Consider the following 20,105-nt stretch of genomic DNA (forward strand, 5'->3'; position numbering starts at 1 on the left):
ATTCTTTGTGTTTTGTGGTGAAGTGATGTCTGGTTTCAACATGAGTTATAATTATTTCAACATAGCTTAAAGGCTTTAAAAATGACAAAAGTTATTTTTATTGCACTATAAACTATTTAACTCAACTGAAATGAAAATTATCTACTCCTTATGTACTGTGTTGCTTTTCTGCCTTCATAGTAATGGGCAGAAATTCCAGAAAACCATTCAAGGAATCACCACTATTGCCAATGGCAATAACATAGAAATACAGTTTTACAGTCCTGCTATTGTCAGGGTTATTAAATTTCCGGAGGGAAAGAATTTTTTAAAAGAAAGTCTCTCGGTAGTTTTAAAGCCTGCCAAAACTGCTTTTAGTGTTAAAACCCTTGGCAATATTATCTTTTTAAAGTCAGATCAATTAACCGTTAGTGTAAATACTGTTTCAGGAGATGTAGCATTTGCAGCCTTTGAAAATGAATTATTAAAAGAAAAACCTCAGGGAACCAATTTTGAACCTTTTGATGATACAGGAGTAAAGACCTTTACAGTCACACAATCTTTTATTTTAGATAAAGAAGAACCTATTTATGGTTTGGGACAACATCAAAGAGGAGATTTAAACCAAAGGAATCAAAAATATCACCTCGAGCAGGGTAATGTGGATGATGCGGTGACTTTTTTTCAATCCATAAAAGGCTATGGGCTTTATTGGGATAATTATTCTCCAACAGAATTTACAGATGATGCCACCCAAACTTCGTTTAAATCTATTGTGGGGGACGCTGTTGATTATTATTTCATGTACGGGGGCAATGCAGATGGAGTAATTGGAAAAATGCGTGAATTAACTGGAAAAGTACCCATGTTCCCTTTGTGGACCTATGGTTTTTGGCAGAGTAAAGAGCGATATAAAAGTCAGAATGAATTGGTAGAAGTAGTTAAAAAGTATCGAGAGCTATCAGTACCCCTTGACGGAATAATACAAGACTGGCAGTATTGGGGCAACAATTATTTATGGAATGCCATGGAGTTTTTGAATCCTGAATTTTCAGATCCGAAAAAAATGGTGGATCAGGTTCATCATCTTAATGCCCATATGATTATCTCGATTTGGTCTTCCTTTGGTCCGCAGACAAAGCCTTATAAGGAAATGGATCAAAAGGGAATGTTATTTAATATTAAAACCTGGCCGGAATCCGGTTCAGAAATATGGCCTCCAAATGCAGATTATCCTTCAGGGGTTAGAGTATATGATCCTTACAATCCTCAGGCAAGAGATATTTACTGGAAATATGCCAATAAGGGACTATTTTCTCATGGAATTGACGGCTGGTGGATGGATTCCACAGAACCAGATCACTTTGAGGCAAAACCAGCAGATTATGATACAAAGACGTATCTGGGATCTTTTAGAAAAGTGCGAAATGCATATCCTTTAATGACTGTAGGCGGAGTTTACGACCATCAGCGCAAAACCACATCAGAGAAGCGTGTATTTATTTTAACCCGATCTGCCTTTGCAGGCCAACAACGCTACGGGGCCAATACATGGTCTGGTGATACAGCCTCGAGTTGGGAGACCCTTCGTAATCAGATTCCGGCCGGTCTGAATTTTACTCTTACGGGCATACCGCATTGGAATTCAGATATAGGTGGTTTTTTTGCAGGAGCTTACAGGCAAGCATGGAATGAAAGGTCAGGGGCCAAAAATCCTCTTTATCAGGAACTCTATGTGCGTTGGATTCAGTTTGGCACTTTTAATTCAATGATGCGTTCTCATGGTACAGATGTTCCAAGGGAGATTTATAATTTTGGTATAAAAGGGGAGCCTATCTACGATGCAATTGAGAAATTTATTAATCTTCGTTATACGCTTCTTCCTTATATTTATTCCACATCATGGGAAGTTACCAGTAAGCAGTCGAGTTTTATGCGGGCATTATTTATGGATTTTCCAACCGATAAAAAAGGATGGGATATTAAAGATCAGTTTATGTTTGGCAGGTCAATTTTGGTAGCTCCCGTGGTCCACGCACAATATACACCGGAGAAAATAGTAAAAGTTAACGAATCAACGGGCTGGGATGAGCAAGGAGATAAAAAAAATACAGATAAAACAACGGTAGACTTTACGGCTGAAAAGTCAAGAAATGTATATCTGCCTGCTGGTACAAATTGGTATGACTTCTGGACCAATGAGAAAATTAAAGGAGGTCAGGAAATTGACAGAAAAACCACTATTGACATGCTGCCTCTTTATGTAAGGGAAGGAGCAATTATTGCCTTAGGTCCAAAAGTGCAATTTGCAACCCAGAAAAAGTGGGATAACTTACAGATAAAAGTATACCCGGGTAAAGATTGCTCTTTTGTGCTTTATGAGGATGAGTTTGACAATTACAATTATGAAAAAGGATTTTATTCCGAAATTGAGTTTTCCTGGAATGAGGCGTCAAAAAAATTAACGATTTCCAACAGGAAGGGACAATATACCGGAATGCTAAGCAGCAGAAAATTTACCGTTGTACTGCCAGATGGAACCACCAGGATTATTAATTACAATGGTAAAAAAGTGGAAGAGAGATTTTAGTGCTAATTCATTAGAGTTTTTCCTAATACTTTCCCTGTCGTATAGATCGGGGAAACAGGACATACATTGCCTGATGCAGGGCTAGGGAGCAAGCCTTTCGCCATTCAGGGCTGTTTGTACTGCTGTGCAGTGTTATTTTATGAATTTGCGCCAGATGATGTAGTTTGAAATGTAAACTTATAAAACCAATTCAAATGCCGGGAAAAATAAACGAAAATATAAAAAGCATCCGGGAACTTAAAGACTACACCCAGGAATATATGGCCTTAAGACTTAATATTACCCAGGCGGGCTACAGTAAAATTGAAAAAGGCATCATAGCACTGAGTTGCGATAAATTAGAAGAGATCGTCTCTATATTTGAAATGGATCTCATTAGCATTATAGGCTTTGAAAGCAGTCTGTACCTTAAGAGCGATTGCATGAAGTCCAAGGCGTCTCTAGGAAAGGAGGATCTTTCTAATATTGAGATGCTCTACAGGGATAAAATTGCACTGCTGGAGAGACTGCTGGATCAAACCGACAGGGAACTTAAAACTTATAAGGATAAATATGGGAGTCTTTGAATATTGAATTTTGGCGGTTCTCTTTAAGTAATGAGGCTGATGGTAAAAAGGCAGTAGTACCTCAGTGTAACGATTGTTGAATTATAAGCAAGCGAAACTTGGTAACTAAATGGTTTTGCTGTGCTTAGGATTTATGAACATATTGTTAATTATTACAATGAGTTATATTTTACATCCCCTGCAAAAGCCTTATAATCTTAAACTGCCGTACTATTGCAAAGAACGGGCTTCACTTTTTCTATAAATCTGAAAAAGCTTGGGGATTTGCCCCTTTTTAAGTTTGGCAGGAGAAGTTAATAATATGATTAATGATAGGGTTAACCCTAGTTCAGATTTGGTTTTAATAGGCATTGCTCTTGCCTACGGATACTATATCACGATAATAAAAAAGAACAGAAGGTAAGCTCTATCGCATGCTTACCATTTTATAGAACAGATAGAAGCATAAAATGGAAGATTATGTTTTTATGGACAGCCGTCTTGTATTTCATGCAAGGCGGTTTTTTGTGGCATGCAGTTCTTTTTTTGATCAGGTTTTATAAAAATGGCAAAATTACCTTTTTAAAAGCCAAACTGTCTGCCTTGGAATCGGTAAAATTGTTTAGTCATGTAATTGCAATTTATAATTTAGTAATTTTGTCAGTTTTTTCAATTAAAAACTTTTACCAGGCGCTGAATTTTGCAAATAATTAAATTACTTTTGGTTTAACTAAAATGTTATTTATAAAAGTAAAATATGAAAAAAATTATTGTAAGTATGTTTATTCTAAGTCAATGTTTTAATGTACATGGACAATCGATTGATAAAATTATTACGAACAAGGAAGTAACTCGTATAGAGAAAATACTTTCGGCTGATGATATGCAGGGCAGGAGAACTTTTACTCCCGGTATTGACAAAGCATCAGCCTTTATAGAATCAGAGTTTGCAGCAATTGGTTTGCAAACTTTCAATGCAGCAACGAATTACAGACAAGAATTTTCGATGACTGCCTCTAAAGCAGCTTCTTCAAAAATTACTATTGATGGTAAAGAAATAAATAATAATCAAGTTGTAACATTCTCGTACCTTCCTCAAGTTTCTTTAACTGAAAAAAGCGATATTTCTATTGTAAAAATCAATAAAGGGGATAACATTGGCGAGAAATTTAATGAATATTATAAAAGTCCTAAAAATCTCTTGGTACTGGTTGACCCTTCATTTGATACTGTTTTGCCGAATATTAAACATATTGATCGAATAAATGCTAATCCTGGAAACAATACGATTATGTTTGTTTTTGGTACCATAGAAGCGACCACTTTTTCTGTTGAATTAACTAATATAATCTCCAAAAAAACATTGAATAATGTTGTTGGAATATTACCCGGAAAAACGAAACCAAATGAGTATGTGATTTTTTCAGGGCATTATGATCATTTAGGGGTAGGCTCTCCTGAAGAAGGTGCTCCGCATCCTGCAACAGATTCTATTTATAATGGCGCTAATGATGATGCGGCCGGAACAACAGCAGTAATTATGCTTGCGAAATATTTTAAAAAACAAAATAACAACGAGCGTACAATTATTTTTACCACATTTGTAGCTGAAGAAATAGGTGGTTACGGAGCCAAATATTTTTCTAAACAGCTTGTGCCGGAAAAAGTGATTGCGATGTTCAATATTGAAATGATAGGAACAGAATCTAAATGGGGTAAAAACTCTGCTTACATTACAGGCTACGAAAAGTCGGATATGGGGCAGATTTTACAAAATAATTTAACAGGAACAAGTTTTACATTTTATTCAGATCCTTATCCAGAGCAACAATTATTTTACCGCTCAGACAACGCTACGTTAGCCAAGCTTGGAGTTCCTGCTCATACCGTTTCTACTTCAAAAATGGATAATGAGCCAACGTATCACACAGCCGATGATGAATTTGAAACGTTAGATATTGATAACATGACCCAAATAATAAAATCAATTGCATTAAGTTCTTCTTCGATTATTAGTGGAAAAGATACGCCAACAAGAGTAAATACTACTCAATTGAAATAACATAAGTAAATTATAAAGAATCGAAAAAGCACTGAAAAGGATTGGTTTTCAGTGCTTTTTATTATTTGTCTTGTTCTGATATAGGTTGACTATTTTTGTTTTTATTTATATCAAAAATATTTGATTGTATACCCCGCTCTCTGAAGTCTTCCTTATGAAACGCTGCGCAAATGTCTCTACTCTGACTTTGCGCAATTTTTTTGCTTCGTAGAAATTCTACACCTGATAAAATTCTCCCGACTTTTTATTGTTGGTTCTTATTTTTCCCTGATTATTTTATATTCAGGAAACAACATTATAAGAAATAAGTATAAAGCATAAAAATGTGGATCTGTCGCATCTGGGAATAACTTTTATATTTAGAATTTTAAACTCATCGAAAAATGAATACAAAAGGTCATTGCTATCCAAAGTCTATTATTCTGCCGGCAGTCTATTTCAAGCTTAGGTTTACTTTAAGTTATCGGGATGTTGAAGAGATCATGAAAATACGAGGAGTTCAAGCAATCTTTTGTGCCCATCCTCGGCACAAAAGGATTTTACTTCTATCGGGGTAAGTAGGGCAGGGCCATTAATGCGCTTAAAGCAGAGCTGGAAATTTAAATTTTATTCAGTTTGATTCTCGCTTTTGGCTCCCTGTGAACCTCGTCTTACAAGCATATAAACCTCTTTGAGATGCCACCATGCCGGGCACATATCGAGGCTTCCTTTGTAATTGTCTATAGTTAAGTAACAGCTCTTTAGGAAAAGCTGGGAATCTGTGATTTTCGCCCAGGGCTTCCAGTCCATTTCCTGGGGCGGGGGCGTGGCTTCAAAATAGCGTTTTATTTCTTCTGGTGTCATGCGGCAAAATTAGGTAAAAAGTATTCGCCTGTCAAGGGCTGCGGGGGTATACTGATAAAGTATTTTTCTTATCTGTCCCTGTATCGTTAGGGATTACCGTTAATAAAAGTCAAAGAATAAGAATTTTATAATTTAGTAAAGAGACAGTTAATATCTTGATTAGTTGCAAGGACTTTTTCAATCAGTTAATTAAAAATTGAAAAGATCATTTGAATCTCAGCCCAATAGTCGACTTTTATTCCTTTGTTAATTGCAGGTCCTATTATATTTATTTCGTTTATGCTATTCATTAAAAATGCAATGTGATAATTTTTACTTTATTTACTCAAAGTAAAAAGAGATTGTCTTAAAGTTTTTTTGTGGAAAAAAGACAGAAGCTCCAAATTGAATTTGCAAATAAAAGATGGAGGAGCAGTTAAGGCAGTTTTGATCTAATTCAAACTCCTCCATTTTTAAGCTACATTTATTAACTGTAAAATTACAGTTTAGTACTGTAAAATTCAGTTAGTTTGACTACTGCCTGATGCACATATTCAGGTATATCATACATGGCGATATGGGTGGCTCCATCTACAATAAACAATTCTTTGTCTCCCTGAGCAAGATCAAAAGCCTGATCGCTGAAAATTTTAGTGTCTGCTTTACTTCCGGCAATTAATAAAACAGGCTGTGTTAAAAAGGCAGGAATCTGATCAAAAGCAGAAAAAGCCAAAATTCGATCAGTACTGGTAAAGAGATATTTATTTACAGAATTGGGATGTTGTGCTCTTGAAGTTTTGTAATAATCATGACCTTCTCTCAATAAATCGGGTGTATTTTCATTAATTTCTTCTTTTGTTTCCGGTACCCAATGCATATACATAGGTTCAGCCCCGTTTGCTTCAAGATTTCGCTGTATTCCCACATTTTTTAGTAAGTCTAACAAAACAGGAGCAGGCGTTTCATATCCCAGGAAATTTCTAAAACCTTCACCCATTGGAGAAGCGCTTATTGCGGCAATTGCTTTGAAGCGATGCTCTGTCTGTGCCGCGCTTATTGCATAACCACCACCTGCACAAATGCCAAATACACCCAGACGATCTGTATCAATATAAGGAAGAGCAGCTAAATAATCTGCACCGGCACGGGTATCTTCAACTCTGGCTGCAGGATCTTCTAAATAACGAGGAAGGCCTTCGCTTTCGCCTTGATAAGAGGCATCGAAAGTTAGGGCAATGAATCCATTTTCGGCTAATTTTGATGCATAATGCCCAATTGTTTGTTCTTTGACTCCACCGGCAGGGTGGATGCAGACTATAGCCGGATATTTGGTTGTTTCACTAAAGTTATCCGGAAGATGTAATTCAGCGGCCATTTTAAGCCCTTTATTTTTAAAAGAGGTTATTTTTTTCATTTGTTAGTTGTTTAGAGCTATTATCGTAAATGATTAATTGTAAAATCAGCAATTCTTCTGCCAAATACTTCTCCAGACAATAAATCGTCTTTTGTAATAGGTAATACAGGATTTTGTTCGGCAAAAGCCATAGCGCCTATCCACGTTCCCAAACGATTTACCCCATTTGACTGTACAGGCATTTCGCCCGTTCCCAGCCAAATCATTCCATGCTGCATTGCGAAAGCTTGTAAATACTGTAAAGTAATTACTTTGTCTCCGCTGGGTGTTCCGGATACCGTAAATCCTGCTGCAATTTTATTTTTCCATTTTTGCTCTGACCAGGTTCCAATTGTTGCATCAGCAAATGCTTTAAACTGTGCTGCACATCCTGCCATATAAGTTGGTGTTCCAAATATGACAGCATCACTTGTCTCTAATTGGTTTATCACAGCATCATTTTTATAGCGTCCCTTTATGATATCATTTTCATCTATTGAAATAATCTTTAAAGTTGCGCTTTCAACTGACGAAACCCCTTTACCAATGGATTCAGCAAATTTTCCCGTGCTGCCTGAACCTGAAAAATAAATAAAGGTTATTTTTTTCATTTTTTAGGATTTAATATTCCTGACGTGTAGGTCTGAACAGAATTTCATTAATGTCAACTTCTTCTGGTTGACTGATAGCAAATTCCACTACACGCGCAAAAGAATCTGCCGGAATGGCTACAGCCTGATAGAATTGTTTGGTTGATTCATCCGGAATGCCACTTGCGTTTGGCAATTCGGTATCTATAACTCCCGGAGAAATAATAGTGGTTCTGATATTGTAATCTTTGGCTTCCATTCTTAAACCTTCTGAAATGGCTCTTACGGCAGTTTTAGTAGCAGAATAAATTCCTGATCCTTTGCCAATTTTGTGCGCTGCAACCGAAGACACATTAATAATATGTCCTGACTTTTGCTCCTTAAAGTAGGGCAATACCGCTGCAATACCATTCAAAACCCCGTTTATGTTTACATTAATAACCTGATTCCATGCTTTAACATCACAATCCATCATTGGTGTAGAGGGCATAATTCCGGCATTATTAAGCAGTACATCTATTTTCCCGAATTTATTTACAGCTTCTTCCATCAGGGTTTGCATCTGTGTAAAATCGGTCACATCGGTTTGTACCGCAAGTGCTTTTTTTCCGTTTTTAGAAAATTCTTCTACAAGTGCATCAATACGTTCTAAACGTCTTGCTGCTAAGACAAGAATTGCTCCTTTTGCAGATAGTGCTTTTGCAGAAGCTTCGCCTAATCCGCTGCTTGCACCGGTAATTACGATTACTTTATTTTCGATATTATTCATTGTAAACCGTTTATTTGTTTAACAATAATTTAGACAATGCTTTACCAACACTGGCAGCAGATTGTGGGTTTTGACCTGTAATTAAACGACCGTCTACAATTGTATTGTCACTCCAGTTTTGTGCCGGCTGATGAAACGCTCCATTGGTTTTTAAGGCATCGGCTAATAAAAAAGGAACTACATGCGTAGATTGTACTTCTTCCTCTTCGTCATTTGTAAATGCAGCTACTTTTTTTCCGTTAATTAAATACGAACCATCGCTTAATGTGACATTGATAAGCGCTGCAGGTCCGTGGCATACTGCTGATACAATCTTGCCTTCTTCATATATTTCGCGAATAGCGTTTATAACGGCTGGTGTATCTGGAAAATCCCACATTGTTCCGTGCCCGCCTGCAAAAAATATCGCATCGTATTGTTTTATATTTACCTCTTCTAATTTCAGGGTGTTTTCAATTTTGTTTCTAAAATTGGTATCGGCCCAATATTTAGCAATAACAGGATCATTGAAGTCTTCTAATCCGTCAAGCGGTGCAGCTCCTCCTTTTATAGAAGCAATATCTACATGAATACCGTCATTTTCTAAAACCTCTAACGGATGTGTAACTTCAGCTAAATTAAATCCCGTTGGAAGCTTTGTTTCTCCTTTCTCGTTACAACTTGTAACTACAAATAATACTTTTTTCATGATTAAAATTGTTGGTTTAATAGCGTGTATTCTATTTTTATAAAATATTTATAAAGGGGTAATTGGGCTAGTAATTTTTCCACTTTGTCCTGATTGGTTTCATTAAAAACCAGAACAGCACCTCCCATAGCTTCTTTTATAAAAATGTGTGCTAAAACTCCTTCTTCTTTCCAAGTCGCCACAACAGCAAATTCTTGAGGTAAAATCTCTTCAATGTTTTCTACTTTACCTAAAACAGTGTTTACTAATATTGTATTCATCTTTTTATTATTTAGTTATACAACAAAATTATAATGTGGCAGGAGTAATTTGTTAAGAATATTTATACCGATATTTATGAATTTCAAACCATTTTAGCTCTGAAATAAAAGTATTTCAAACTAAAATAGTTAATGTAGTATTATTAGAGATGAAAAAGGCTTTCTGCGTTTTTGTACCCAATTTTTTCTTTATCTTCATTTGATATAGAGGCATTTTCAAGAAAGCTTCGTGTATTTTTATCTATCAAAAATGGATAATCGCCAGAATAAAGGATCTGGTCTGATCCAACTTGTGAAATAGCAAATTGTAACTGTGCTTCAGAAAAAAGCCCGCTTGGTGTGATGTAGATATTACTTTTATAGTATTCAGAAATTTTCCGGTCTAATTTTAAAGTTTTACCAAGCTGATCATCTAAGCGATTTAAGTAAAACGGAACCATCTCGCCCCAGTGGCCAGATATAAGCTTAAGTGCAGGGAGCTTGTCGAAGATGCCTGAAATAATTAGTCTTATAATTCCAATACCCGAATCTAAATGCCATCCATAACCTGCACCGGCAAACATTGCACCTGCAATAGCTGGCCACTGATCACTTTGATAATAGGAACTTGCAATATTTTCTGATATTGGGGCAGGATGCATGTAAAGAGGTATATTTAGATCCTGTGCTTTATAAAAAACAGGTAGAAATTCAGGGTGATCAAAAAAACGTCCATTATAAGTTCCTGAGAGCATAGCACCTTTTAGACCTAAGTTTACGGACCTTTCCAGTTCTTCGCTTGCTGCTATAGGATCTGCCATGGGTAAGACTGCTAATCCGGAAAACCTGGTTGGGTATATTTTGATCAGCCGCGCTAATTCATTGTTGGCCTGATTACACAAATCTAATGCTAAAATTTTATCTGTAATATTCTGCGGACTCCCTGGTCCATATGAAAGTATCTGCATGTCTATTCTGCTATCATCCATAAATTTAATTCGGAGTGCTGCCAGATCTTCTATTACATCGGTATTAGGCAGGGCAATGGACATCAGTTCTTTTTGTACCTGGTTCGATGATGAGTTAAAAGTACTTTTTGAGGTATTAAACCCGAATACTTTTTGTGAAATTTCTTTAAGAGCAAAATGCTCTTCTGTAGTTATAATTTTAAAAGTTGAGTGAGACATTTGATTCGATTTAAATTGTTTTTAATTCAGTATAAAATATCAGTTTGTCTTGCGAAATGATTTTGGACTCAAACCAGTTGTTCTTTTAAAAACATTATCAAAATAAGAGGTATATTCAAAACCCAAAGTGCAGGCTATTTCTGTAATGCTCCAATCTGTATGCAGCAATAAAATTTTAGCTTCTGTTACAATTCTTTCGTTAATTATTTTTAAAATTGTTTTTCCGGTTTCCCTCTTTACCAGACGATTTAAGTAATTAGGATGTATACTTAACTGGCTTGCAAAATCGGTAGTGGTTTTGAAGGACAAAATACGATTTTTATCCTCTATGGGAAATTGTTCATTTAGCAGATTTAAGAATTTGGAAGAGATTCTTTCTGAGGCTTTTTTACTGTTGAAGCCTGCAATATTATTCTCGTCAATATTCAGTTTTAATGCTTCATGAATCAATATGCTGATGAAATTACGAACCATATCTTTTCTTTTTATATACTGCCCGGTGCTTTCTTCCAGGATTCTTTCGAAAATAAACTGAATGTTAGCTTTTTCTTTATCTCCGGTTACCTCATATACAGGAACTTTTTCTATGTTAAAAACAGAAAGCAGTTCTGTGCTATCAAAATATCCGGCGACCTTTAGGAAATTTTCAGTAAAAAGACAGCTGTAGCCATTTTGCTCTGATTCTGCCTCCCATGAATATGGAGTATTTATATTGCCAAAAAACAGATACATCCCGCTTATGGTAATACTTTTATCTCTAAAATGTACCGTACTTTTTCCATCCACTAAACATATCCGATAAAGATCTTTTCTACCAAAAGAGGGCGTGTAAGTGTCCAGATTTTCAATCTTAAAGGCTTTAAAATCATTTGATTCCATTGGCTTATATTGTATTAGAATTACTTTCCAATCTTTTCAAAAATAAGTGTCATAGTATCCGGGTCTAAGGCGGTCATATCTACTAATTTTAATGATTTTACCATTTTTAAGGTTGTAGTTTTATAATGCTGAAAATGGGGTGTCTGCAAATGAGATTTATAGGCTTTTTGATTAGCATATAGCTCTATTATCCTAATCTGCGCAGGGTTTTCTTTTTGAGACATAGGGTAAATTGCAATGACTCCTGCTTCAAGTTTTACTGATTCTGAAGATTCTTTTTCAAGTATGGCTTTGTATTCTTCTAAATACTCCGGAATAATTTCGATTTCAGAAATTCTCACCATCATATCAGGTTCGATAACTGGTGTAACAGGATGACCAATGGCATTTCTTAAAACATTAGCTTGTGTTTTTCCTGCTGTTTTTTCGATAATAGTAGTAAGTTCCAAAAGCTGGGCATCTGTTATCCCGGTATTTTTACCCATAAAGAGATGCGCTTGCAGCTGTGGCTCAACTCCGGTCATTGCAGCGAGCGCAGAGATGGTTACAAATTCTCTTTGGCGGAAATTCAGCACATCACGATTAAAAATATCTGCAAACAAATGTTCTTTTAAAAAAGTATCTATTACGGGAGCAAAAGCAGCAGCACCCGTTTTTGGACCAGTTTCTTCTTTATTCGTTAATTTTTGTAGATTCTCTTTTCCCGATTTGTATTTGTTAGCTACAGATACTGCAGAAGCATCTTTACCTTGAGTATCTTTTACGCCTTGTGATTTTCTTTCTTCGAGGACCGCGATTAACGTGTTGATCGCATTTAAGCTTCGGGGAAATCCGCAATAGGCATAAAGTTGTACTAAAGCTTCTTTTATTTCATTTATGGTAAGTCCGGCATCAAGACCAGTATGTATGGCAGGTTTTAATTGTTCTAAATTTCCTGTGGCTGTAAGTGCGGCGATGGCAGCCATACTTTGCTGATGTGCATTTAAGGTTTGATCTTTTTTATCGTTGTTTTGTGCAGTCATTGTATTGAAAATTAAGCAGAAAGTGAATATATATCGAGAGAGTTGAAATTTATTTAGTATCATAGGTACGTTAATTTAAAAATTAAAAAAGGTTAAGAGCTTTACTAAAGTCAATGAAAGAATTATTAGCAATCCTTTACTTTTAACTATTACAAATTTCGGGATTGTAAAGGATCTGATTTTATACAAAATACAGATGTATTTACCATTTTTACTGATTTTGAATACGAATTGTCAATTTCATTAGCCTGTTTCCTAAATTTGTATGAAACATTTGATTATGGAACGAATTGATAGAATTGAAACCGTTAAGCAATACAATGATTCAGTAGGAGCAGATACTTTACATCCTCTTGTTAGCGTTGTCAATTTTGATGAAATACCAACTTACCAGTATTTTAAAAGATATATGGGCGTTTATTGTGTTTTTTTAAAATATATAAAATGTGGTGATATGCGTTATGGATGCCAGTCTTATGATTATGAAGATGGTACGTTGGTTTTTATTTCACCGGGTCAGATTTATGGAATTGATGGCAGGAACGAAATTATTAAGCCGTGGGGAAAAGCACTTGTTTTTCATCCTGATCTGCTTGCCGGAACAAGTCTTGCCAGGCAAATCAAGGACTATTCTTTTTTTTCTTACGAAGTTAATGAAGCATTGCATTTATCTAAAAAAGAAAGAAAAGCCATCAATGATTGTTTTGAAAAAATTCTAACTGAGATAGATCAAAATATTGACAAGCATAGCAAAACACTTATTGTTTCTAATATTGAGCTCTTATTAAATTATTGCATGCGATATTATGACAGGCAGTTTATAACCAGAAATCATGTAAATAAAGATATTCTGATTCGTTTTGAAAATCTGCTCAAGGATTATTTTACTTCGGGTAAGTCTAAGATTTTAGGGCTCCCTTCTGTAACATATTGTGCTGAACAATTATTTCTTTCAGCTAATTATTTTGGAGATCTTATAAAAAAGGAAACCGGAAGTACCGCTTTAGATTATATCCAGTCAAAATTAATTGAAGAAGCAAAAAGAATATTATTTGATCATGAAAAATCGGTAAGCGATATTGCTTATGAATTAGGTTTTAAATATCAGCAGCATTTCACAAGATTATTTAAACAAAAGACAGGGCTTACCCCGCTGCAATATCGCGTCAGTGCATAGCTGAAAATAGTAGTTTTTACTAAAATTCTGTTTCTTGTACAAAGTTTTAAAGCTTTCTATACTCTCATATGAAAGCTTTAAGTTTTTTATAATATACCAGGTTTTACACTTATTTATAGAATCTCCTACAATAGGTTCTGTCGCATTTGGGAATAATTTTATCTTTAAAATTTTGAACCCATTAAAAAATGATACTAAAGCTCATTGTTATCCAAAATATAGTTTTCATTCTAGGCTTTTCAAGCCCAACGAAACCTGGTCAGTAGTGGCAGTGTTGTTTAGCTTTTTAATTAAAAGACTGTCTGAACTCCAAAGGCGAAACATTTGTCTTTGTCTTGAAAAGTTTGCTGAACGATTGCGAATGTTCAAAGCCCAATTCATAAGCAATTTCCGAAACTGATAGATTTGTCGTTGATAATTTTTCTTTGGCTTTTTCTATGATTGCGTTCTGAATGTATTGCTGTGTGTTTAGTCCTGTCAATGAACTCAACATATCACTCAGATAGCGTGGCGACAGCTTTAATACCGTGCTGATATATTTCACGGATGGAAGACCGTTTTTCAGACTGTTTTCTTCTTCAAAATAGCTGTCTAAAAGTTTATCCAAAGAAGTAATCATGTCGTGATTTATTGCTTTCCTCGTAATAAACTGCCTATTGTAATAACGATTACTGTAATTCAATAACAATTCTATTTGCGTCACCAAAACATCCTGACTGAAATTGTCAATATTGTTGCCTAATTCATTGGCTATCGTAGCAAATAAATTGGCTATTATTTCTTTTTCCTTTGCCGATAGAAATAAGGCTTCTGAAACATCGTATGAGAAAAAGCCATATTGATTTATTGTTTTTCCTAATGGATAATTTCGGATAAAGTCTGAATGGAAATACAAAGCAATACCTTCATAGCTTTCGGTGTCTTCAGGCGAAAAAACGATTTGTTTTGGTTTCAAAAATGCTAATCCGCCTTCTTCAAAATCGTAATACCCTTGTCCGTATTTTATTTGTCCTGTAAATGTAGGCTTAAAGGAAATTTTGTAAAAATCAAGACTTATTTTTTGTCCTTTTGGAAACATATCATTAGACACATTATTGTAATCTACCAATGCAATCAATGGGTGCAATGGTGCAGGATATTCCAGGACACGCAGAAGCTGCGATATACTTGTAATGTTGTTTATGTTAGATTGTTGTTGCATTTTGTTACAAACTTAATCAATTTTGTTTTGACGGACGAATAACAATATCGCCAATTTCAACGTCGTCAGGTTGGCTTATTGCATAAATTACAGCATTGGCAATGGCTATGGGATCTATGGCAATTTGTTCCATTCCTTTTTGAACAGCTGTTTTCATTTCTTCATTTTTTATGTTGTTCGCAAAGTCTGTTTTCACAATTCCGGGTGAAATTCCTGTAATGCGTATATTTCCGTTTGACTCTTGACGAAACGCTTCTGCAATAGTGCGAATAGCATTTTTGGTTCCTGCATAAACGCCTTGCATTGGGACAATCTTTATTCCTGAAGTTGAAATGATATTGACGATATGTCCCGATTGTTGTTGCTTGAAAACGGGAATTGCTGCCGCCATCCCATACAAAACGCCTTTTAGGTTAATGTCAATCATTTCTTCCCAACCGTCAATATCCAATTCGTCAATGCGGCTTAATTGACTGACACCTGCATTGTTTACAATGACATCTAATTTACCATATTGCTCAACGGCTGTATGGACAAACTGAATTAAATCGGCTTTATCCTTCACATCAATTTTAGTAAAAGTGGCTTCGCCACCTTTACTTTTTATTTCTTCAACAAGTTGTTGGAGTTGTTCTGTTCGTCTGGCACCCAAAACAACCTTTGCACCGTTTTTTGCTAATTCCATTGCAATGGCTTTACCCATTCCGCTGCTTGCACCAGTAACGGCTACTACTTTTCCTTTAATATTTTGCATTGTTGTTTGTTTTTATTTGTCTATTTGTTTTTCCAGAACTTCAGGATAACGATCGCCCACAAGTGCAATTCCCTTTACTGTTGTGTCGATTTTTGCAAGTTCATCAGCTGTTAATACAATATTCGTACTGCTAATGTTTTCGTCTAAACGATGCAATTTTGTAGTGCCTGGTATTGGTACTATCCATGGCTTTTGAGCTAAGAGCCAAGCTAATGCTAATTGTCCGGTTGAAACATTTTTTTGTTTAGCGATCTCAGAAAGCGCTTCCACTAAAACCAGATTGGCTTTGATGTTTTCTTCGCTAAAGCGAGGAATGACATTTCTGCGGTCGACATCTTCTAATTTTGAATTTATTGTACCTGTAAGGAAGCCTTTGCCTAAAGGACTGAACGGAACAAAACCAATTCCCAGCTCTTCTAAAGTGGGTATGATCTCCTTTTCGGGTTCACGCCAAAACAAAGAATATTCGCTTTGTAATGCCGATACAGGCTGAACTAAATGTGCCTTACGAATAGTTTTTGCACTTGCTTCTGATAAACCGAAATGTTTTACTTTACCCTCTTGTATCAAGTTTTTTACTGTACCTGCAACATCTTCTATCGGAACATTGGGGTCAACTCTGTGCTGATATAGCAAATCAATGTAATCTGTTTTTAACCTTTTTAAAGATGCTTCGACTACTGCTCTGATAGTTTCGGGCCTGCTGTCCAAACCTGTTGTTGGTCTGGCATTTTTACAACCAAATTTTGTTGCTATAACAACGTCTTTTCTATAAGGCTGTAATGCTTCACCGACAATTTCTTCGTTAGTGTAAGGTCCGTAGGCTTCTGCGGTATCAAAAAATGTGATACCTCTTTCAACTGCGTTGCGAAGTAGTGTTATGGCATCTTTTTTATCAAGACCTTTACCGTCTAAAAAATTTAAACCCATACAGCCAAAACCTAATGCGGAAACTTCTAATCCGTCATTCCCTAATTTTCTTTTTTGCATAATTCTTTTTTGAATTGTTTCTAAAACCGACTTAATTCCAAGTACAAAATTCTTGATTGTCGTTCTATGAAAAGTAGTCCAATTGGTAATTGTTGTAGTCAGATTTTCAAACGGTTTTCAAAAACTATAAATTAATCCAATACTTTTATCCGGCGATCTGATAGTTTTTTACCTGATCCTGTTCTCTTTGTTCTACACGGTAGGGTGTGGGTTTTATTTGCAGAATCATTAAAAAAAAATCCCGCATTTACAGGAATAAACCAAATGCGAACGGATGATAAGATAATACAACAATGGTAAATAGGATAGGATTATCAGCTTTTGAACAGCAGTTGAAAACAATTTAAGAAAATTAAAAACTTAATTTCGGATATATTCTTTGTGTTCGAATCCTGTTGAGTTATCGAAGGGATTGAACCAAAAATCTATTTGATTTCTCAAATGATTTTAAAGAGAGTGATAATTTATTTTAGTGAAAAAAGACAAGCTTTAAATTTTGTGGTAAAAATGCGGAAGTTGGTAAATGCAATACTTGGCGAAAAAATTAACAAAAAGGAAATTAAGAGCTCTCAATTAGGCATGAATGTATTGATCAGATTAGAAAAAGAACTTAAAAAGATAAAATAAAAGTATCATATTTAGATCTTTTTTACTTTCAAAAATGCAATCGTATTTTTAGGTTATTCGTTAAAGGAAGATCAACCAATTCGTTTTTAAAATTCATGATACTTGTTTACTTTGCTTTGAGAGATTCGATTAGGAATTGGTGGCTTCTAAAAATTGCTATAATTTATTGAGTTTATTTACCAGATAACTTATCATTTGTGCAATATTTTCAGCAGGAATAGAGAAATCATTTTCGATCCAATTTTTGATGACAGCAATACTTCCTTTTTCGCCAAATTGGTATGCCATTTCAGCAAAAGGCTTTACTTCGGCAGTAAGTTCTATTTGATTTTCAACTGGAAAATTATTCCGGACACTTCTGAGGATTCGCGACAGAATTCCGCTTCCATCCGCTTTGGTAAACACAATTTTACTCATCTGCTTATCGCTTTCCAGTAACTGGCAGCTGAGCAGTATCACATCATCCATATTGGTGCTTTTACGCAAAACCGCTGAGAGTTTTTCAAAAACATCTTCTTCTATTTCAAGCAGTATATCCAGCGGAATATTATAATGCCGATAAAATGTATTGCGGTTGACATCGGCTGTTTTACACAGTTCGGTTATAGTAATTTCGCTCAATTCCCTGTCGTGCAGCAAAGTAAATAATGCCTCACGCAATATTTTTTTAGTATACTGAACCCTTCTGTCTTTTCTTAAATCCATCACAAATTATTTTACATACGCTACAAAAGCATTAGTCTTTGTTCGCTAATGTACAGTAGCACCCTTTTTTGAAACAGCAAATACATTCATCTTTAATAGTTTTACGTAGTAATCAAAAAGAACACAACGTTAAATATGGAACATATTGTATAACAAATATAGCTTTTTCATCAAAATTTAAGCGGATTGAAAAGGACAAATGTTAAATTAAAAAAAATGGAAAATAAGATATCACGAAAAAAAATACTGCTGACCGGTGCATCCGGAAGTGTAGGATTTGAAACCTTGCAGCATCTGGTTCAGCATACGGATTATGAAATAACGGTTTTTGATTTAAAAACCCAAAATTCGGTAAAAAAACTGGCTCCCTTTCGATCTCGTGTAGAAATTATGTATGGCGACATCAGCAATAGAGAAGAAGTGCTAAAAGTTGCCCAAAATAAGGATGTAGCTATCCATTTGGCAGCGGTTATTCCACCTCTTGCAGATATAGATCCGGAGATGGCTTACAGGGTCAATGTGAGAGGGACCGAAAATCTTATTTACGCTTTAGAGAAGAATTCACCGGATTGTTATTTGATTTTTAGTTCCAGTATTTCAGTTTATGGTGATCGGATGAAGAATCCCGAGATAAGTATCGCTGATATTTTGAAGCCCAGTCCCGGTGATCAGTATGGAGAAACAAAGGTGTTGTGTGAGTCGTTGATTGGGAAATCCAAATTATCATGGAGTATTTTTCGTCTGGCTGCAATTATGGGTAACCATAAGATATCCAAATTGATGTTTCATATGCCGCTGGATACACCAATGGAAATCTGCACGCCAAAAGATACGGGCAGCGCTTTTGCTAAAGCAATTGAAAACCAAAAAAAACTTGAGAAGCAAATATTCAACCTGGGAGGGGGAGAGGAGTGTGTTATTACTTATGGATCTTTTCTGGACAAAATGTTTGCTGAATTTGGCTTAGGCAAAGCTGATTTTCCACAAAAGGCGTTTGCAGAGAAAAATTTTCACTGCGGGATTTTAAAAGATGGTGAAGATTTAAATAATATTCTGGGTTTTCGACAACAAAATTTAAACGATTATTTCGAGATGGTCCGCCAGAAAATTCATCCTCTCCAAAAAAAGATCACCTTCATTTTTAAAAGTATTATAAAAAAATGGCTGCTCTCACAATCAGAACCCTACCAGGCGTTTAAAAAAGGGAATGTAAAAAAAATGAATCACTTTTTTAACCACTTAGAGAAAGAGAAGCCAGAAAAGGTTCTATTGTAAATCCTAAATAATATTACTTATGAAAATTAAAATGATAAGCTTGATAGTACTTGTAACAGTTAATTCAGCACTGTTTGCACAGCATAATTTCAGCGTTGAAGTAACGGGCGTGGAACCCGGCAAAGGATCTGTTTTTTTGGGATTGTACGATAAAGAGAAAGGCTTTCTTGATAATGAGTCACAGATTGCCACCGCAAAAGTAAAAGCTACAGAAAATAAAGTGGTCTACACGTTCAAAAACCTACCGGATGGCGATTATGCTATTGCTGTTTATCAAGACGTGAATAATAACGGAAAATGTGATAGAAATATGATTGGTTATCCGAGAGAAGGATTTGGATTTTCTAAAAATTATAAACCAAAACTCTCAGCACCTAATTTTGATGAGGTGAAAATTGCAATTAACCAGTATGCTAAAACCACTATTGCATTGATTGTTAAATAGAAGACCCTTGCTCAGTTATGGGAATTACATATTGTTATACTCCGCTGCTCATCACTACATTAATATCTCTACAGGCGAGGTTAAAATTTTCTGTCAGGAATTAGAAAGGGTGAGCCCCGCCGCATAAACGTAAGTTTTTAGTTATGTGATTAGGTATAAAAAAGGC

The 20,105-nt window shown here is 35.5% G+C and carries 19 protein-coding genes; 6 read left to right on the top strand and 13 right to left on the bottom strand.

All coding sequences use genetic code 11. The features are described 5' to 3' along the window. Positions 1 to 130: 130 nt before the first annotated feature. From ACHRWY_RS01615 to ACHRWY_RS01625, 3 genes are all read left to right on the top strand, one after another. Entirely contained in the window at positions 131 to 2,569 is a 2,439-nt protein-coding gene (locus ACHRWY_RS01615; protein ID WP_395351876.1) for a TIM-barrel domain-containing protein, read from the top strand. A gap of 194 nt (positions 2,570 to 2,763) precedes the next feature. Next, on the top strand, positions 2,764 to 3,135 hold the full coding sequence (locus ACHRWY_RS01620; RefSeq protein WP_395351877.1) for a helix-turn-helix transcriptional regulator: 372 nt from the start codon (positions 2,764 to 2,766) through the stop codon (positions 3,133 to 3,135). Between the two features lie 736 nt (positions 3,136 to 3,871). Further along, a complete protein-coding gene (locus tag ACHRWY_RS01625) occupies positions 3,872 to 5,176 on the top strand; it encodes a M20/M25/M40 family metallo-hydrolase (RefSeq protein WP_395351879.1) in 1,305 nt (434 codons plus the stop codon). Positions 5,177 to 5,782: 606 nt separating this feature from the next. Here ACHRWY_RS01625 and ACHRWY_RS01630 read toward each other — a convergent pair. From ACHRWY_RS01630 to ACHRWY_RS01670, 9 genes are all read right to left on the bottom strand, one after another. Beyond that, positions 5,783 to 6,019 (bottom strand): DUF6965 family protein, encoded by a 237-nt coding sequence (locus ACHRWY_RS01630; protein WP_395351881.1) that lies wholly within the window; start codon positions 6,017 to 6,019, stop codon positions 5,783 to 5,785. A 478-nt stretch (positions 6,020 to 6,497) separates the two neighbouring features. Beyond that, positions 6,498 to 7,412, bottom strand: a complete 915-nt coding sequence (locus tag ACHRWY_RS01635; protein ID WP_395351883.1) for an alpha/beta hydrolase — start codon at positions 7,410 to 7,412, stop codon at positions 6,498 to 6,500. A 20-nt stretch (positions 7,413 to 7,432) separates the two neighbouring features. After that, on the bottom strand, positions 7,433 to 8,002 hold the full coding sequence (locus ACHRWY_RS01640) for a flavodoxin family protein (RefSeq protein ID WP_395351885.1): 570 nt from the start codon (positions 8,000 to 8,002) through the stop codon (positions 7,433 to 7,435). Positions 8,003 to 8,012: 10 nt separating this feature from the next. Further along, entirely contained in the window at positions 8,013 to 8,750 is a 738-nt protein-coding gene (locus ACHRWY_RS01645) for an SDR family oxidoreductase (protein ID WP_395351887.1), read from the bottom strand. Between the two features lie 10 nt (positions 8,751 to 8,760). After that, the gene (locus tag ACHRWY_RS01650) at positions 8,761 to 9,438 is read right to left on the bottom strand and encodes a type 1 glutamine amidotransferase domain-containing protein (RefSeq protein ID WP_395351889.1); all 678 of its coding nucleotides are present in this window, start codon (positions 9,436 to 9,438) and stop codon (positions 8,761 to 8,763) included. Between the two features lie 2 nt (positions 9,439 to 9,440). Continuing rightward, positions 9,441 to 9,698 (bottom strand): hypothetical protein, encoded by a 258-nt coding sequence (locus ACHRWY_RS01655; protein WP_395351891.1) that lies wholly within the window; start codon positions 9,696 to 9,698, stop codon positions 9,441 to 9,443. Between the two features lie 143 nt (positions 9,699 to 9,841). Further along, a complete protein-coding gene (locus ACHRWY_RS01660) occupies positions 9,842 to 10,864 on the bottom strand; it encodes an amidohydrolase family protein (protein WP_395351893.1) in 1,023 nt (340 codons plus the stop codon). A 39-nt stretch (positions 10,865 to 10,903) separates the two neighbouring features. After that, positions 10,904 to 11,743, bottom strand: coding sequence for a helix-turn-helix domain-containing protein (locus ACHRWY_RS01665; RefSeq protein WP_395351895.1), 840 nt, complete (start codon positions 11,741 to 11,743; stop codon positions 10,904 to 10,906). A 20-nt stretch (positions 11,744 to 11,763) separates the two neighbouring features. Next, a complete protein-coding gene (locus ACHRWY_RS01670) occupies positions 11,764 to 12,765 on the bottom strand; it encodes a carboxymuconolactone decarboxylase family protein (RefSeq protein WP_395351897.1) in 1,002 nt (333 codons plus the stop codon). A gap of 265 nt (positions 12,766 to 13,030) precedes the next feature. Here ACHRWY_RS01670 and ACHRWY_RS01675 point away from each other — a divergent pair, with 265 nt between their 5' ends. Then, on the top strand, positions 13,031 to 13,942 hold the full coding sequence (locus ACHRWY_RS01675; RefSeq protein ID WP_395351899.1) for a helix-turn-helix domain-containing protein: 912 nt from the start codon (positions 13,031 to 13,033) through the stop codon (positions 13,940 to 13,942). Between the two features lie 286 nt (positions 13,943 to 14,228). Here ACHRWY_RS01675 and ACHRWY_RS01680 read toward each other — a convergent pair whose 3' ends face one another. From ACHRWY_RS01680 to ACHRWY_RS01695, 4 genes are all read right to left on the bottom strand, one after another. Next, a complete protein-coding gene (locus ACHRWY_RS01680) occupies positions 14,229 to 15,143 on the bottom strand; it encodes a helix-turn-helix domain-containing protein (protein ID WP_395351901.1) in 915 nt (304 codons plus the stop codon). A 16-nt stretch (positions 15,144 to 15,159) separates the two neighbouring features. Then, positions 15,160 to 15,897, bottom strand: coding sequence for an SDR family oxidoreductase (locus tag ACHRWY_RS01685; RefSeq protein ID WP_395351903.1), 738 nt, complete (start codon positions 15,895 to 15,897; stop codon positions 15,160 to 15,162). A 12-nt stretch (positions 15,898 to 15,909) separates the two neighbouring features. After that, entirely contained in the window at positions 15,910 to 16,887 is a 978-nt protein-coding gene (locus ACHRWY_RS01690; protein ID WP_395351905.1) for an aldo/keto reductase, read from the bottom strand. A 783-nt stretch (positions 16,888 to 17,670) separates the two neighbouring features. Further along, on the bottom strand, positions 17,671 to 18,219 hold the full coding sequence (locus ACHRWY_RS01695; protein WP_395351907.1) for a TetR/AcrR family transcriptional regulator: 549 nt from the start codon (positions 18,217 to 18,219) through the stop codon (positions 17,671 to 17,673). A gap of 216 nt (positions 18,220 to 18,435) precedes the next feature. Between ACHRWY_RS01695 and ACHRWY_RS01700 the strand changes: the two genes are divergently transcribed. Together ACHRWY_RS01700 and ACHRWY_RS01705 are read left to right on the top strand one after the other, a co-directional pair. Next, on the top strand, positions 18,436 to 19,494 hold the full coding sequence (locus ACHRWY_RS01700) for an NAD-dependent epimerase/dehydratase family protein (protein WP_395351909.1): 1,059 nt from the start codon (positions 18,436 to 18,438) through the stop codon (positions 19,492 to 19,494). A 19-nt stretch (positions 19,495 to 19,513) separates the two neighbouring features. Further along, positions 19,514 to 19,939: a DUF2141 domain-containing protein gene (locus tag ACHRWY_RS01705; RefSeq protein WP_395351911.1), complete on the top strand. Its 426-nt coding sequence runs from the start codon at positions 19,514 to 19,516 to the stop codon at positions 19,937 to 19,939. Positions 19,940 to 20,105 lie beyond the last annotated feature (166 nt).

Origin of the sequence: Flavobacterium sp. FlaQc-48, assembly GCF_044007335.1 — a bacterium.
Classification (GTDB): Bacteria; Bacteroidota; Bacteroidia; order Flavobacteriales; family Flavobacteriaceae; genus Flavobacterium.